Here is a 16979-nt window from a genome sequence, read left to right as displayed (position 1 = left end):
GCATCCTTTTTTAATCCATTAATCGAGTGATGCACACACCCGGCACTACAAACAACATCGTTGATTACACTGCCTGCACAAGCTAACCCCAGCACCGCTCCGCGCTGCATTCGCGGGTGCGCTCCGCTTACCACGCGCTACGGAACCCCTTACCACTCACTCCTTACCCTTCACTATTAACCCTAACGCAACGAAAAATCTTCATGCACCAACGTTAGGTTTGGGTTATAGGCCGGGTCCTTATCAAGCTGCTCGGCCCAGGTGCGGCGCATATACGCCACTTCCCTTAACCATCGTGCCCGCTTGGTAGGCGTATCGTCAGCTCCGCGCGACATCGACTCATGATGGTAGAGCTCAGCAAACGGAGACCAAAGATTGCGATAACCAGCCTCTCTGACTTTTAAGCACAAATCGACATCGTTATATGCAATGGTTAAGTCATGCTCGTTCAGCCCACCCACATTATCGAACACGCTTTTCCGCAGCAGCAAACACGCGGCGGTCACGGCAGATAAATTTTGAACAAGCTTTAGCCGACCTGTATAGCCTTCGCTATGGCGAGGGAAAAAACGGTGAGCATGGCCCGCCACATCGCCTAACCCCAGAATAACCCCGCCATGCTGCAACATACCGTTAGGGTAATAAAGTTTAGCGCCGACACAACCAATTTCAGCACGGCTGACTTGGCTAACCATTTCCGTTAACCAGTGCTCATCCATCGGCTCAACATCATTGTTTATTAAGCCAATGATACTGCCAAGTGCGTGAGCTGCCCCAAAATTATTGATCGCCGAATAATTAAACGGATGGCGCCAGCGCAACACACGAACACGTGGATCGCGCTTTTCCACCGCATCCATATAAGCCAGCGTCTCAGGACAATCACTTTCATTATCCAGAATCAACAGCTCAAAATGTTGGTAAGCCGTCATCTCCAAAATTGCATCGACACAAGGACGCAGAATACCCACGCCATTACGCGTTGGCACCAGCAAACTCACTAACGGCTCTGGCGATGGGATCGGCCATTCAACCCGCACGGAGGTAGACGTTAACCCTGGGTGTACCGCCGCCTCTGCACTGACTAGCTGCTGCGCCAATACTTTACGCACCAACGTAACCGCATCGTCTTGCAGCAGTGGGCGAGGCAACTCAGCCAACCGGTGATAAAGCATGTATGGCAAGTGGCAAACGGAATCAATAGTGCCATGAATGCTTTGCCAATTTAAAAACGTCAACGCCAGCGCATAATCAACCGCTGCAGCATTGGTTAAGTTACCCAACAAATCCGCTTGTTCGGTCTCAAGTTGCCAAAGCAAACGTCGCTTATAAAGCGCCACACGGCCAATATAGTTAGTCGAAAGCAGTAAATCTGGGTTCCAGCCTGGCTTAAACACCGGGTGGCAGCGCTCGCCTTTTGGCCCGAACAAATCTTCATCGGCATAAAAGAGCTGAGCATCCGGGTATTTATTCCACGCTTTTGCTAGCCGGCATAGCGCCTCATGAGCAAGCTGGTCACCCACGCTAATGCGCATCACCCCATCACCTTGCGTTTGAATAAATCCTTGGTGATCCAGCTGCGCAAATTCATAGTGGTAGCTGTGGATAAGATTAATACGGCTTGTCGAAGGAAGGTAGCGCTCTAGGCTTTGCCGCTGCTCATGCGAAATTTCGGCAGAGAGAACAATATAGATTTCCCAGAAAAAATAGCTCTGAGCTTTTAACGAATTGATCGTATCTAAAAACGGCTCCTCGCCCCGCTCAAGGTCACTTACCGAAACCGGCATAACCAGAGAAAACAGCGGTGCTGTTTTTAAACCCGCAATAACGGTTAGCGGGTCTTCATGAGCAGCCAGCTCTGTTGTCGCGATCCAACGCGTATAGTCATCGGCCACATGCTGTTTAGCATGGGTTTGATCGTAATCTGCCAATGCCAGCTTTCGCCAACGGCGACCTTTAGCCACCGATTCAACGTGTAGAGTGCGAATCACTTGATTAAGCCGCATGCCTTTATAGCTAGCATGATTATTAATCAGCCGACGCGCTAAACGGTTGTGGGCAAACCACGGAGTTAACCACACCCACTCTACTGTTACCTCTGAGAGGGCGCTTTCCGTCGCCATAAAAGAGAAGGTGATTTTTTTAACATTCACCGGTACCCATAAAATTCGCTTAGTCACCTTACCAGGGCGCAGGGAAACCGATGACTCAACAACGCGGTTGGCCGTATAAAAGATGAGCGTTGCAGCACCATGAGCATCCGCCCCCAAGCCATTTAGTTCCAGCATATTCCAGCCCGGCAAAGGCTGTTCCCCTGCCGCGACACACAGAACGCTATTTTCCAAGGAGGACGCATTATCAAGCGGCAACGCTTCACAAATATGAATTGTCGATTTTTTCCGCCAAAAAGCAGGCATCATGCTATCAATGAAGGTAGCTATTTTTTCTTTCAAACTTATGACGTGTTGCCCCATTCCAATACCTTACTTAATCAGTTTCCTAGGCAACTATCAGTTGATCAGCGCACTGCGAGTCTGCTCCCAAAACAGCAGACCAATAGATTCAAGATAATCATCCGAAGCGATGATACGCTTTTCGCTTACCCCCTCAAGCGTCTTTTCATCAAGCTGAGCACATTTTTCGCGGATAACCTCTTCAAGATTTTGGCTAGCCGAGGGTACCTGAACCACAAAACGCCCATTGGTTTGCGCCGCTAAATAATCAGGCGCCACCGCAGCCACCACGTCAGGATCGATGTTGCCTGCGCTATGCACGAACACGAACCGCTGAAAAACTCGACATAAGTAATTGAACATAGAAGAGCTGGAAGAGGAGCCGAACAGCAAACAGGTGCCTGCCACCAAGGCATTCGGGTATTCGATGACTAACACTCGTCCAAAATTTGGGAGTCCATTATCATATGTTTTATAGCGAGTGTGATTAAAAGAAGTAATGACCTCAACCGTGCAAACTTGTTTAGGTGTGAGCTTATTCCCCAAGTCGCCGCCCATCTCTTTTTGTTTATAGCGATCTTTTTGAAACAGAGCCTCACAAGCGGCTCTTTCGACCCCCAGTTTTTCAGCAAGCGCAATGGTGGCACTTAACGCGCCTTTTTGAGTCCAGTGGGTATCCGTGAGAATAAAAGCGTTGTCACCTAATGCTTTTAGCTCTTCAACGGGATAAACCACATCTTTGGCGGCCGCCAAGCCAAGCACTTGATGCAGCGGCCCGCCCTCACCCTCTTTACGTGGATGATAGTCCGCCCCCATCACACTCTCTTTAGAAGGAGCTACTAACAGTGCCCAAGGCCGCTGAGCTGCCACACTCGCCATATCGGATAAGTAGCTTTTCCAGCCCTCCAAGCCTGCCTGGGTTAAACGCATTCGGCCCATAAACTGATCAACGCTACCGTTGGTATCGTTATCCAAAAACAACCAACCCTGCTTGCCTTTCAGTACTTTTAATGGCTGTGCCGCGCCAACATCTTGGGTATCGACACTCACCTCTTTTAATAACCAGCGTTGCTCACCTAAGGCAAGCCATAAGCGGAAGTTGCCCAACCTCGGGGGAATGCTAAAACGAAAACCACAAACACGCTGAGGATGCCCCTCAGCGGAAGCCGCCAGAATTGTGTCTATAACATCAGGCCGGTCAACGTCTAACGGGTGGTTAAGTTCAAAAGCTGGCTGCCACTCTGCGATAATGCTTGCCTGAGACTGCATTTCCTTCAAGGTTTCGGGCAGCAGTAGCCATCCTTGCACAACGCGGCCCGAAGCGATGAAACACGAACCGCGCTGATCTGAAGGATAATCCAGCGCCCAACGCTCAATAGGCGCATCATCACCATTACTGTTAGAAGCCCACTCTTTTAGCCTACGCTTCAACCAGCGTTTCAAATCAAAAGAGGTCTGTCGCTCTGCCGAATTTACCGATTGGGTCTCTTCAAGAACAGCAAGCTGTTGTTGCAACCACGCCATTTTCTGCTTCACCTCAGGCGCTAGATCCGCCGCGATGTGGCAAGCGATGTCGTTGCGGTCATGGCGCATAAAGTAGTCACGTTGCTTGGTATAATTAGGCGTCGCAGCACTGCCACGCTTAGCTTTACCAACAACAAACTCCTCAACCGACTTCACCAAATAGTGATTGATGCGCGCGCCTTCCCACACGATCTGTTCACTCAACCCCATCCTAGGTTTGCCTTGTTTATCAAGACGTGCTTCAACCGGCTCCCCCACAGCATTAATGTAATGACCGCGGTTTAAGCGCGCATAGTGGGGGTTATCAAACTTTTCAACATAGGAGGGCCGAACCACACTTTTAAAATGGTGATTTGGACCAAACGCCTGCTTAGCACGCTGGGTGAAACGCTCAATGACCAGCCCCTCATCACGAAACTTTGCACCGTTGGAGCCAAAGCACGCCCAGTTAAGCGCCATGGCCCCCACCTCTTTTGAGGCAAACTGTTTTTCCAGCCACGCCAATAACGGAAATTCTGGCGCCTTATCGGCAGCGACTGCCACCGCGGGGGGAGTCGGTAATAAATATTCATCAGCATCGATAAATGCCACCAAATCAATATCGTTTGGACAACTACCAAGCAATTGCTGATAAGCGATCAGCTGGGGAGGAGTACTTCCAGTGGGCACGGAAATCAAGGTCACCAAACCGGTTTTTGACAACGCATCTAATAACTCATAAGTCCCATCGCTACTTTCATTATCAGCGATTAAAAAATGGCTAGCGCCTACCGCAAGATGGAACGCCATCCACTCACTCAAACTGTCTAATTCATTTTTAACGATGGCAGCAATAGCAAGCTTCAAATAAAACCCCTAACAGTTCTTAACAACCGTTCTCAGTAACATCAATGAAATTAGAAACATATGTCAATTTGTATGCATTGACCAAGGCATGTCGCAATTGGGTAGCATTAAACTGCGTTTCGGCACGCAGCCGCCCCGCCTGACCAAAAACACGGCACTGTTCTGGAGCACTGGCAAGCTTGGCAACTTGTTGGGCAGCGACCAAAGTGTCACCAACAGGCACTAAAAAGCCTGTCTCACCCTCTACAACAAGCTCTCCTAACGCCCCCCAATCATAAGCAACAACTGGCCGCGCAGCAGCCATGGCCTCTAAGACCGTCCGCCCGAAAGACTCTTGAAAGCGCGATAGGTTCACCACGATATCCAGCTGTGCCAAGGCCTCTTCAGGCCGCTGAACGTAGCCCGCAAAGGTAATGTTGGCCGGTGCAAGGCCCTGGGCCTGGCGCTTTAACAGCGCCTCAATCTCAGCGGTACGGGCACCATACAGCACCACCTCAACGCCGGGGGCCAGCGTTTGCAGATGCCCCGCCATTTTCTCAGCATCCGCCAAGCCCTTCTTAGCGATATTGCTGCTCAGCATGCCCACCCGCACACGCGCCGCTTGTTCAGTATCAAAACCCACGTCAGGTAGCGCTAGCAGCGGCGCCATCTCAATGGTATTGGGCACCACGCACTGCGCTGGCGGCTGTGTATCCTCATTGGCTTCACGGGCAAATGCCTGGGCCACACAGGCGGAGTTGGCAATGATCACATCCGCGTGTTGATGCACGTGTTCAACCACTTGTTCAGGCGTTGCACCTAAGGTGACACACAGCGCTTCATCATGGGCTGGCAATTCACGCACATGAACCAGGGTGGGCACGCCCTCTTGGCTTGCGGCCACGTATGGCTCCGCCAGCACCACGGTATTACCATGCACGGCATCAACAGCAAAGCGCTTTATCAGATCACGAAAATAGCCCACCGTCGCACTCACTGGCTCCCTGCCCACCTGCCACCAGCCGTAAGGCAGAACGGCCAACGCCTTACAGCGCGTTAACAGCGCCTGTTCATACTCCGCGTTATTGGTTTCGGGCAGCGCCACGATGACGTTCCAGCGCAGTTCGTTCATCGCATCCAGGATGTCGAGCAGGCTACGCTCGGCGCCATACAGTGCCGCCCCCACCTGGTGCGCGCACAGCAACACCGTGGGTCGTCGGCTAAATTCCCGTTTGCCTTGCCAAATAGGCAGCGGCTCCAGCCCCTTTGCGTGCCCTTCCACCATGAAGTGCACTAACGGATGCTGGCCGGATGCCTTTACCTCCGGGTAGCGGCGGCAGTAACCGGAAAGGGAAAAATGCGGGCCAGGGTCTCGTTGCTCTAAAGCGCCAGTTGAATAAAAATGCTCCAACGGTTCAATGCTGGCCTGCTGAAGATCGATATAGCGTTCTAAATACCAGCCCGCATCGAACAGTGCGGATTCACTGACCACATCGATCTCCGCCAAGCTCGCTTGCAGAGTATCGGTGGGCCGTAACATCGCCGATGGCGCCACAAAGGGACGCTGCTCGGGGTGCTGCTGCATATACAGCTGGTGGGCGTTTTCAGCGCTGGCATGCCAACGGCGTGCCGCTGCCATATAGCGGTAACGTAAGCCTGTGAACTGCGTTGCCAAGTGTGAGCGGGAGTGTTGGCTGAGTGAGCCTTGATCCGCACGGCCAAACGCAAGCGGCACCCCAGGCAGCGTTATGATTACGGATTCAGAGCCAAAGGCCGCTTCCACGCGCTCGCGGTACTCGGTATCCGCATTAACACTGACTACGTCCCAGTAACCTAGCGAATCGATCACTTCACGGCGTAGCAGCAGTGAAGAGATATTCGGATATACCCAGCCGTACTCATCCAATCGCCAGCGATGAAATAGCAATTCATTCGTTACGCGCACCCAGTGCGACAAGCAAGCCTTTGCCTCAGGGTTCGCTTGCAACGCCTGCCACTGAGTAATCAGCTTTTGGGGGTGGGACCAATCATCGCTATCGTGAGTGGTAATAAAATCACCCGTGGCTGCCGCTAACCCCGTGTTACGGGCGGCATAAGCGCCTTGATTAGTGGCGTGGCGAAGCAACATTAGCGATACATGCATGGGGGCCATGCGTTGCCAACGGGCTACCTCAAGCACGCCATCATCTTCACTGGCGTCATCGACCACCACAATCTCCAAGCGAACGCCCTGCTGGTCGAACAAGCTGCGCAGCGCGGTACCAATGGTATGCGACGCGTTATAGAGCGGGATGATGACGGAGATTAGGGGTGAGTTGTGAGTGGTGAGTGGTGAGGGGTGAGGGGTGAGGGGTGAGGGGTGAGTTGTGAGGGGTGAGGCGTGAGTAGAGAGGTTATCTAGCGATAAGGGAGCATTGGTGTTGCGCTGGGTAATGGCGCTTAGCCCGTGGGCGGTAAAAAGCTGATTGAGTACATCAAGCCTATCGGCATCACTGCCCTGCCCTACTAATTGCGCGTTAGCCTCTGCAAGAAAAGTATCTGCATGGTTTGGAAAGCGTTGTTTGAGCGCTTCCAACAATTCCGGCAACACCGTGCCATCGCTTGGCTTGCCCTCAAGGGTTAACCGGCAGTGCGCTTCAATCGCCAGGAGCGCCATGGCAGGGTGATCCATGTTAGCGAACAAAGCGTTGGGGTCACCATTTGGCAGTAGGTAGGTAAGAACGCTCCCCCACTGCTGCTGCCATACGTACCAGCGCGCTAACGCCCATCGTGCTGCTTGCTGTTCTGAGGCGCTGGCAGAAGTATCAGTAAGCAATGCCTGTAACCTTGGCAAAATCACTGCATCAGCGCCACGCCATAACGCATGGTCCCAAGCCAAGGCACGATTACGTCGGGGTAAACGCCCTTCCGCTTTACCATGGCGTAGGTAATGCTCCCACGGGTCAATGCCTGCTTGAGCCACATCAGGGTAGGCTGCTAAATACCAATCCACATCAAATTCAGCTCGCGTGGCGTCTTCAGCCGATGGTGGTGTTTCAGTGGCATGAGAAGAAGAGAAAAGGCGCCAATATTTAGCCAAATAAGAGAGCACGGCTATACAACCCAAGTAAAAGAGAGAATTAAGCAAACAATGAAGTGAACAGAACCACAGCCACATTACCGTTCGGGATAGTCAGCGCACAAAAACGAGGCCAGCATACTGCAAAGCCTCGCTCATAACCATCTGAATTTAAGTGATAAATACAGATTTTCACTCACTGACCAGGACAATTAATCGCTACCAAATAGGTCTCGTGTATAGACCTTCTCAGCGACATCTTTCAACTCGTCCACCATACGATTCGTCAAAATCACATCGCACTTACCCTTAAAATCCGCCAAATTACGCATCACGGATGAACCGAAGAATTTTTCTTCTTCCAGCGCTGGCTCGTAAACCACAACCTCAATGCCTTTGGCCTTAATGCGCTTCATCACCCCTTGCATGGCGCTGGCACGGAAGTTGTCTGAACCGGTTTTCATAATCAGCCGGTAAATACCGACTACCTCAGGCTCACGGCGGAGTACTGATTCAGCAATAAAATCTTTACGGGTGCGATTCGCATCCACAATGGCCTGAATCATATTGTTAGGCACATCTTCGTAGTTGGCGAGTAGCTGCTTGGTGTCTTTAGGCAGGCAATAACCGCCATAGCCAAAGCTTGGATTGTTGTAGTGCTTACCAATACGCGGGTCTAGTCCAATACCTTCAATGATTTGCTTGGCATCAAGGCCATGAGTTTCAGCATAGGTATCAAGTTCATTAAAATAAGAGACCCGCATTGCCAGGTAAGTATTGGCAAATAGTTTAATCGCTTCTGCCTCAGTGCTGTTGGTCAGTAGCACCTCAACATCCTGCTTGATGGCACCCTGCTTCAACAGTTCTGCAAAGGTTTCACCGCGCACAGAGCGCTCACCCACAATAATCCGTGAGGGGTAAAGGTTATCGTATAGCGCCTTGCCTTCACGCAAAAACTCTGGTGAGAACAGAAGGTTTTGAGTATTAAACCGCTCAGCGGTTTCTACGGTATACCCCACCGGCACCGTGGACTTAATCACCATCACGGCATCAGGATTAATGCGCATTACCTGACCAATAACCGCTTCTACACTCTTAGTGTTGAAATAATTAGTTTTGGGGTCGTAATCGGTAGGCGTAGCGATAATGACAAAATCCGCTTCTTTATAGGCGGCATCAGCATCCAGGGTAGCGGTGAAGTGCAAGTCTTCTCTCTCAAGAAACGCTGTCACCTCAGCATCCTCAATCGGAGAAACACGGTTATTTAGCTTTTCGACCTTTTCAGGCACGATATCAACGGCCACCACTTCGTTGTGCTGCGCCAATAACATCGCGTTTGAAAGGCCCACATAGCCCGTGCCAGCGACTGCAATTTTCATCTGCTCTCACCTAAACCGTTACATACAATGCCAGATTATTGATTAACAACACTTATTAACAATTCTTATTAACAACGCTTATTAACAACGCTTATTAACAACGCAAACAGATTAGAGAGAGGGTAATGCATCAGCGATATGCCGGGCACACCATTCAGCAAGCTGGGCGTCGCTGGCTTCGACCATCACACGAATCAGTGGCTCGGTGCCGGACTTGCGAAGTAGCACTCGGCCATTGGCAGCAAGCTTATCTTCTGCTTCATTGACCGCCTGCTGAACCGTCGCACTTTCGAGCGGATCTTCATTTTCACTGGCTTTAAAACGCACGTTAACCAGTACCTGGGGCAGCTTTTTCATGCCCTGTTTAGCCACATAAAGCGTCGTGCCCTGGTTAAGCAATGAAGTCAGCACGCGTAGGGAAGCAATCACTGCATCTCCCGTAGAGGCATGGTCCAGGCTCAGCAAATGGCCAGAGCCCTCTCCGCCTAGGCGCCAACCTGTATTTTTTAGCTGCTCCATCACGTAACGATCGCCTACCTTTGCACGTACAAAGGGCACTTCAATCGCAGCCAAAGCTTGCTCAAGCCCCAGGTTACTCATCTGGGTGCCAACAATGCCGCCCATGTAACCGGCATCTTTGGCATCTTTCGCCAACAAAAACAGCAGCTCGTCACCATCAACGACTGCACCGGTGTGATCAACCATCATCAGACGATCGGCATCACCATCCAACGCGATGCCAAGATCGGCTTCATGCTCTAATACGGCTGTGCACAGGCTGCGCATAGAGGTCGCACCACAGTTCGCATTAATATTCACACCGTTAGGCTGGTCATGAATGCTAACAACCTCAGCGCCTAACTCTTTGTAAACAGCAGGCGCTACTTTGTAGCCAGCACCATTCGCGCTATCCACTACAATTTTCAGCCCGCTTAAGCTTAATGTGCTGGGCAGTACGGCTTTGCAATATTCGATATAACGGCCAGCCGCATCGTCAACACGGCGCGCTTTACCTAATGCTTCTGAACTTACGCATTCCATACCGCCTTCAAGAGCAATATGTAGCTTGTTTTCAATTTCCTGCTCCTGAGCATCGGTTAGCTTATAGCCCCCCTGCCCAAATATTTTGATACCGTTGTCGTCAAAAGGGTTATGAGAAGCGCTGATGACTACCCCGGCATCTGCACGGAAGGTAGAGGTAAGGTACGCTACACCCGGTGTAGGAAGAGGCCCAACCAGCGCCACATTAACACCCGCCGCTGAAAAGCCCGCTTCCAACGCAGACTCCAACATATAGCCACTGGCCCGGGTATCTTTGCCAATCAACACTTCTTTAATACCTTCCGCCCCCAGCACTTTGCCCGCAGCCCAACCCAGCTTCATCGCAAAGGCAGGAGTCATGGGGAATTCGCCAACACGGCCACGAACGCCGTCAGTGCCAAAGTATTTACGCATTATGGATTACCTGAATGATGGATCGTGAATCGTGAATCGTGAATCGTGAGTCGTGAGTCGTGAATCGTGAGTCGTGAGTCGTGAGTCGTGAATCGTGAGTCGTGAATCGTGAATCGTGAATCGTGAATCGTGAATCGTGAATCGTGAATCGTGAATCGTGAATCGTGAATCGTGAATCGTGAATCGTGAATCGTGAATCAGAAGAGTATAAAACCTGGCCTGCGTGCATTTACAATGAATGAATGCACACTTCGTAGCGCGCGGTAACGCCGCTTGCGAGGCACGAGCAAAGGCGGCACCCGCGAATGCCGCGCCACCCAAGCCCACCCAGCGGCAACGCTAAGCGCTTTCGCAGGTGTTCTGGTATTTACTCTACCGTTACGCTCTTCGCCAAATTACGTGGCTTATCGACATCGGTGCCTTTCACCAACGCTACATGGTAAGAGAGCAACTGAAGCGCCACTACGTGCAGCACCGGGGAAAGCAGCCCGTAATGCTCAGGCATTGGCATCACGTGAACGCCTTCCGTTGACTTCACATGGCTATCACCATCAGCAAAGACATATAACTGGCCGCCACGCGCACTCACTTCCTGCATATTGGCTTTTAGTTTTTCCAATAACTCATCATTAGGCGCTACCACCACCACCGGCATTTCTGAATCTACCAATGCTAGCGGGCCATGCTTTAATTCACCGGCCGGATACGCTTCTGCATGGATATAAGAAATTTCTTTTAGCTTGAGCGCACCTTCCAGCGCAATGGGGTAATGTCGCCCACGCCCCAGGAATAACGCATGGTGCTTATTGGCAAAATGCTGCGCCCACTCTTTTATACCGGGCTCTAACGCGAGTACTTTCTCTACCGCAACGGGCAAGTGCCGCAGTTCATTCAGGTATGCCTTTTCATCAGCTTCATCTAGCTGCTGTTTCGCTTTGGCCAGCAATAACGTAAGCAAAAACAGGGCGCTTAATTGTGTGGTAAAGGCCTTGGTAGATGCCACTCCGATTTCCGGGCCAGCGCGGGTAATAAAGCGCAGGGTGGTTTCACGCACAATGGCGGATTCAGGCACGTTACAAATCGCCAGCGTGTGGATGTGCCCCATTGACTTAGCGTGCTGCAATGCGGCGAAGGTATCCGCCGTTTCGCCAGACTGCGAAATGACCACCACCAGCTGTTTAGGATTAGCCACGCTTTGCCGGTAGCGGTATTCACTGGCAATCTCAATGTTGCACGGGATACCCGCCACTTGTTCAATCCAGTACTTGGCTGTCATACCTGCGTAGCTTGAGGTACCACACGCCAGGATCAGCACAGAATCCACTTGCTCAAAAACGGCTTGCGCTTCTGCGCCAAAAATACCTGGCTGCAGCTGGCCTGCGCCGCTTAGCATTTCCAGCGTGTTCCCCAATGCCTGGGGCTGCTCAAACATCTCTTTTTGCATGTAGTGATTAAACTCGCCTAGCTCAACTGCATTCGCAGAAAGGCTAGAGGTAATCACTTCCCGCTGAGCGGGCTGGCCAAGCGCATCAACCAACGTAATCGAGTCACGCGTTAAGCGCGCGACATCACCATTTTCCAGGTACATCATCCGCTGAGTGACAGACAGCAGCGCCGAGGCATCTGAAGCGGCATAGTGGCCGTCATCAGCAATACCTAGCATCAGCGGCGAACCTTCACGAGCCACCACTAAGCAATCCGGCTCTTCTTCGCTTACCACTGCCAGAGCAAAAGCGCCTTGCAATTGCGCCACGGCGCAACGCACTGCAGAAAAAAGATTTTCCGCTGGCTCGCCAATTTCGCCTTTAAAGCAGGCTTGAATTAGGTGCGCAATGGTTTCAGTGTCAGTGTCTGAGGTGAACTCGTACCCTAATCCTTGAAGCTTTTCACGCAGGGTTTCGTAGTTTTCAATGATGCCATTGTGCACAACGGCCAACCCGCTAGAAATATGCGGATGAGCGTTACGTTCAGCAGGAACACCGTGCGTTGCCCAGCGGGTGTGCGCTATGCCCACATTCCCCTCTGCCCCCTTCTCTGCAACACGGGCTTCCAGTTCAGACACGCGGCCTTTAGCACGGGCGCGTACCAAAGCTCCGGATGCATCTAGCACGGCTAACCCAGCAGAGTCATAGCCGCGGTATTCAAGCACTTTCAAGCCTGAAAGCAAAAACGGGGTACATTCCATTGCGCCAATGGCGCCGACGATTCCGCACATACTCAATCCTTTAATAACGACTTATAACGACGATGGCTTTCACTCGCATGCAAAGAGCCATGTGCAAAGAACCATTTGCAAAAAACGACTAGCAAAGGGCCATTTGCAGAGGGCTATTTACAAAGACTCGTCACAAAAACCAGCTACAGAAGGCTGATCACAAGAGACTAATCATTGCCTGTATAAAGACCGATCATAGAAAGTATCCCATGAACGGCCCCTTAAAGGGGAGCATCTTACACTCCCCATGGTTCAGGCTTAAAGCATGGTCTTCAAGACACGGTCTTCAAAGCTCGGTCTTCAAAACACAGCCTTTACGCATTTCCCCAAACAATAAAATATGGGTTGAGCTTTTCGCTAGGGTTGGCATAGCTAAGCGGCTCGCCTTCTAGCGTTTCAACCCGGCCACCCGCTTGAAGCACGACCGCATGAGCGGCGCCGGTGTCCCAAAGGCAGGTAGGGCCTAAGCGGGGGTAAGCATCGGCCTTTCCTTCTGCAATTAAGCATAGTTTAAGCGAGCTGCCCATTGGCAGCATTTCGTGCTTACCTAACTTTTCAAGCCACACTGCTAGGTCAGGACTGGGGTGCGAGCGACTACCCACTACACGCCAGGCAGAATCAGCACCCGGCTCGCCTGCAACACGAATTGCATGGCGTTCGCCATTCGCTTCCACCTTGAATGCACCTAACCCTTCAGCGGCGACATAAGCGGTTTCTAGCGCCGGAGCGGTAACAACGCCCAATACGGGTTGACCGTTTTCAATCAGCGCAATATTGACGGTGAACTCGCCGTTACGCTTGATAAACTCTTTGGTGCCATCAAGCGGGTCTACCAACCAATAGTGGCCATTGCTATCTACCCCGGCAAAGCCTTCTGCATCTTCTTCAGAGAGTATTGGCAACTGCACTGGAAGACTTTGCAAGCCGCGCATAATCACATGATGGGCAGCTTGATCCGCTTCTGTTAAGGGGCTTTTGTCTTCTTTTTCTTCCACGCTAAATTCGCGTGCGTAAACCGCCATAATGGCATCGCCCGCGTCACGGGCAATACGTTCCACAGAATCCAATAACGCTTGATCAATCATCTTGTCATTTCCTTATGATTAAGCCACCAAACAGCGACTAGCTGCTTGGTGGCTTATCAGTATTTACATTACGCGTTTAACCGACACTGCGTTGGAGATCAGCTAATCAGGCCAAGCTCCCGCAATGCCTTAATCACACTATCAGCCGCTTCCTCGGCACTCATCTCTGAGGTTTTCAGATGAATATCTGGCGACTCAGGTGCTTCATACGTTGAATCAATGCCTGTGAAGTTTTTCAGCTCACCGCGACGGGCCTTTTTATAAAGCCCCTTAGGATCCCGAGCCTCCACGACATCAAGCGGCGCATCTACAAAAATCTCGATGAACTCACCTGCTTCCAGCAAATCTCGCGCTAGTTGACGCTCACTGCGGAAAGGCGAAATAAACGCGGACATAACGATCAACCCAGCATCAACCATCAGCTTGGCGGTTTCCGCTACGCGACGCACGTTTTCAACGCGGTCAGCATCGGTAAAGCCTAAGTCACGGTTTAAACCATGACGCACGTTATCACCGTCAAGTAAGTAGGTATGCTGGCCTTGGGTAAATAGCTTTTTCTCAACCAGATTAGCGATAGTTGATTTGCCAGCACCAGAAAGGCCTGTAAACCATAGAACCGCTGGCTTCTGGCTCTTCGCCAACGCACGTGCCTGTTTATCAATATCCACGTGTTGCATATGAATATTCTGGCTACGGCGAAGCGCAAAATGCAGCATACCTGCACCCACCGTATTGTTCGTCATACGGTCGATCAGGATGAAGCCACCGGTATCGTGATTATCTTGATAAGCATCAAAAGCAACCGCACGGTTGAGGCTAATTGTGCAGATACCAATACCATTCAAATCAAGCTGCTTGCCAGCCGTGTGTTCAAGCGTATTAACGTTAACCTGATATTTAATATCGGTCACCGTCGCTGATACCATTTGGGTGCCTAACTTCATTAAGTAAGGGCGGCCTGGCAGCAGCGGCGCTTCATGCATCCACACCAACGTTGTTTCGAACTGATCAGCCGTATGCGCAGGCTGCTCTACACCGGAGATTACATCGCCCCGAGAGATATCAATTTCATCTTCCAGCAGCAGTGTTACCGACTGGCCTGCCACGGCCTCGTCCAAATCACCATCAAAGGTGTAGATACGCGACACCGCACTGGTTTTACCAGAAGGCTGAGCACGAATCTGATCGCCAGGACGAACAACACCGCTGGCAACCATACCGCTAAAGCCACGGAAATCCAGGTTGGGACGATTCACCCACTGTACTGGCAGCCGGAAGGGCGAGCGCTGCAAATGCTCGGCATCTAGCTCAACGGTTTCCAAATAGCCCATTAGTGTAGTGCCGTGATACCAAGGCATATGCGGGCTTGGTTCAATAACGTTATCGCCTTTCAACGCCGACATAGGGATAAACGTAATGTTTTCCAAACCGAGCTGTTTGGCAAACGTACGGTACTCTTCAACGATCTGGTCGAAACGCGCTTTAGAGTAATCCACCAAGTCCATTTTATTGATGGCAACGACGATATGCCGCATGCCCATCAAGGACATTAAAAAACTGTGGCGACGAGTCTGGGTCAAAATTCCGTGGCGCGCATCAACCATCAAAATGGCAGCGTCTGCCGTGGAAGCACCAGTCACCATGTTACGGGTGTACTGCTCATGCCCAGGCGTATCAGCAACGATAAACTTGCGTTTTTCGGTGGAGAAAAAGCGATACGCTACATCGATAGTGATGCCCTGCTCGCGCTCTGCTGCCAAGCCATCAACCAGCAGCGCAAAATCCATGTCGCCGCCCTGAGTACCGTATTTTTTAGAGTCAGCTTCAATAGCAGCCAACTGATCTTCAAATAACAGCTTGGACTCAAACAGCAAGCGGCCAATCAGGGTGCTTTTACCGTCATCGACGCTGCCACAGGTAATAAAACGCAGCAGGCCTTTATGCTCGTGGGCCTTCAGGTAACCTTCGATGTCTTCGGCAATAAGTTCGGATGAATGCGACATTAGAAGTACCCCTCTTGCTTTTTCTTCTCCATGGAGGCGGCGCTATCGTGATCAATCACACGCCCCTGGCGTTCTGACGTCTTGGTCAACAGCATTTCTTGAATGATGGCAGGAAGCGTATCAGCTTCAGACTCCACCGCCCCCGTTAGCGGGTAGCACCCAAGCGTGCGGAAGCGAACCTTGCGCATCATCGGGACTTCGCCCGACTCCAGCGGCATGCGCTCATCGTCGACCATGATCAACGCACCGTCACGTTCAACCACCGGGCGCTCTGCCGAGTAGTAAAGCGGAACAATGGGAATATTCTGCAGATGGATATACTGCCAGATATCCAGCTCAGTCCAGTTAGAGATGGGGAACACGCGAATAGACTCTTTAGGGTTCTTACGCGTGTTGTAAAGTTTCCACAGTTCAGGACGCTGATTTTTCGGGTCCCAACGGTGTTGAGCAGAGCGGAAAGAGAACACACGCTCTTTAGCACGTGACTTCTCTTCATCACGACGAGCACCACCAAAAGCCGCATCGAAGCCGTACTTATCAAGCGCTTGCTTCAGGCCTTCGGTTTTCATCACATCGGTGTGAATCGCCGAGCCATGCGTAAACGGGTTAATGTCCTTCTCAATGCCTTCCGGGTTGACATGCACCAGCAGGTCCATACCGATCTCTTCGGCCATTTTGTCGCGGAATTCATACATCGCGCGGAACTTCCAACGCGTGTCTACGTGCAAGAGTGGAAACGGTGGTGGCCCAGGCGCAAACGCCTTACGTGCCAAGTGCAGCATTACCGCAGAATCTTTACCAACGGAATACAGCATGACTGGATTTTCAGCCTCGGCGACCACTTCGCGCATAATCTGAATACTTTCTGCTTCCAGACGCTGCAGATGGGTGAGTGATGTCATCATCTATCCCAATGTTATATGAAAAAATCGTTCTCAAGTGGCCACTCGGGGCGCTGACTCAAAAACCCTTAACTTCAGCA

Annotated in this window: 9 protein-coding genes; all 9 read right to left on the bottom strand. The window is 51.4% G+C overall.

What is annotated here, in order from left to right:
* Positions 1–182: 182 nt before the first annotated feature.
* Positions 183–2474: a glycosyltransferase family 2 protein gene (locus ACQKE4_RS08155; protein WP_427387763.1), complete on the bottom strand. Its 2292-nt coding sequence runs from the start codon at positions 2472–2474 to the stop codon at positions 183–185.
* 36 nt (positions 2475–2510) lie between these two features.
* Complete coding sequence (locus tag ACQKE4_RS08150; protein WP_427387761.1) at positions 2511–4823, bottom strand: glycosyltransferase family 2 protein; 2313 nt, start codon at positions 4821–4823, stop codon at positions 2511–2513.
* 19 nt (positions 4824–4842) lie between these two features.
* A complete protein-coding gene (locus tag ACQKE4_RS08145; RefSeq protein WP_427387760.1) occupies positions 4843–7893 on the bottom strand; it encodes a glycosyltransferase in 3051 nt (1016 codons plus the stop codon).
* Positions 7894–8072: 179 nt separating this feature from the next.
* Positions 8073–9239 (bottom strand): nucleotide sugar dehydrogenase, encoded by a 1167-nt coding sequence (locus ACQKE4_RS08140; protein WP_427387759.1) that lies wholly within the window; start codon positions 9237–9239, stop codon positions 8073–8075.
* A 111-nt stretch (positions 9240–9350) separates the two neighbouring features.
* A complete protein-coding gene (gene glmM, locus ACQKE4_RS08135; protein ID WP_427387758.1) occupies positions 9351–10694 on the bottom strand; it encodes a phosphoglucosamine mutase in 1344 nt (447 codons plus the stop codon).
* Positions 10695–11061: 367 nt separating this feature from the next.
* On the bottom strand, positions 11062–12909 hold the full coding sequence (glmS, locus tag ACQKE4_RS08130; RefSeq protein ID WP_427387756.1) for a glutamine--fructose-6-phosphate transaminase (isomerizing): 1848 nt from the start codon (positions 12907–12909) through the stop codon (positions 11062–11064).
* A 314-nt stretch (positions 12910–13223) separates the two neighbouring features.
* Positions 13224–13994: a 3'(2'),5'-bisphosphate nucleotidase CysQ gene (gene cysQ, locus ACQKE4_RS08125; RefSeq protein ID WP_427387755.1), complete on the bottom strand. Its 771-nt coding sequence runs from the start codon at positions 13992–13994 to the stop codon at positions 13224–13226.
* Between the two features lie 98 nt (positions 13995–14092).
* A complete protein-coding gene (cysN, locus tag ACQKE4_RS08120) occupies positions 14093–15997 on the bottom strand; it encodes a sulfate adenylyltransferase subunit CysN (RefSeq protein WP_427387753.1) in 1905 nt (634 codons plus the stop codon).
* Positions 15997–16899: a sulfate adenylyltransferase subunit CysD gene (gene cysD / locus ACQKE4_RS08115; RefSeq protein ID WP_427387751.1), complete on the bottom strand. Its 903-nt coding sequence runs from the start codon at positions 16897–16899 to the stop codon at positions 15997–15999. Before cysD ends, cysN begins: the two co-directional genes overlap by 1 nt.
* Positions 16900–16979: the final 80 nt, after the last annotated feature.

The organism is Halomonas sp. NPDC076908 (assembly GCF_050269715.1).
Taxonomy (GTDB): Bacteria; Pseudomonadota; Gammaproteobacteria; order Pseudomonadales; family Halomonadaceae; genus Vreelandella.
The sequence above is the reverse complement of the archived record's forward strand: the minus strand, read 5'-3'. Positions and strand labels throughout refer to the sequence as shown.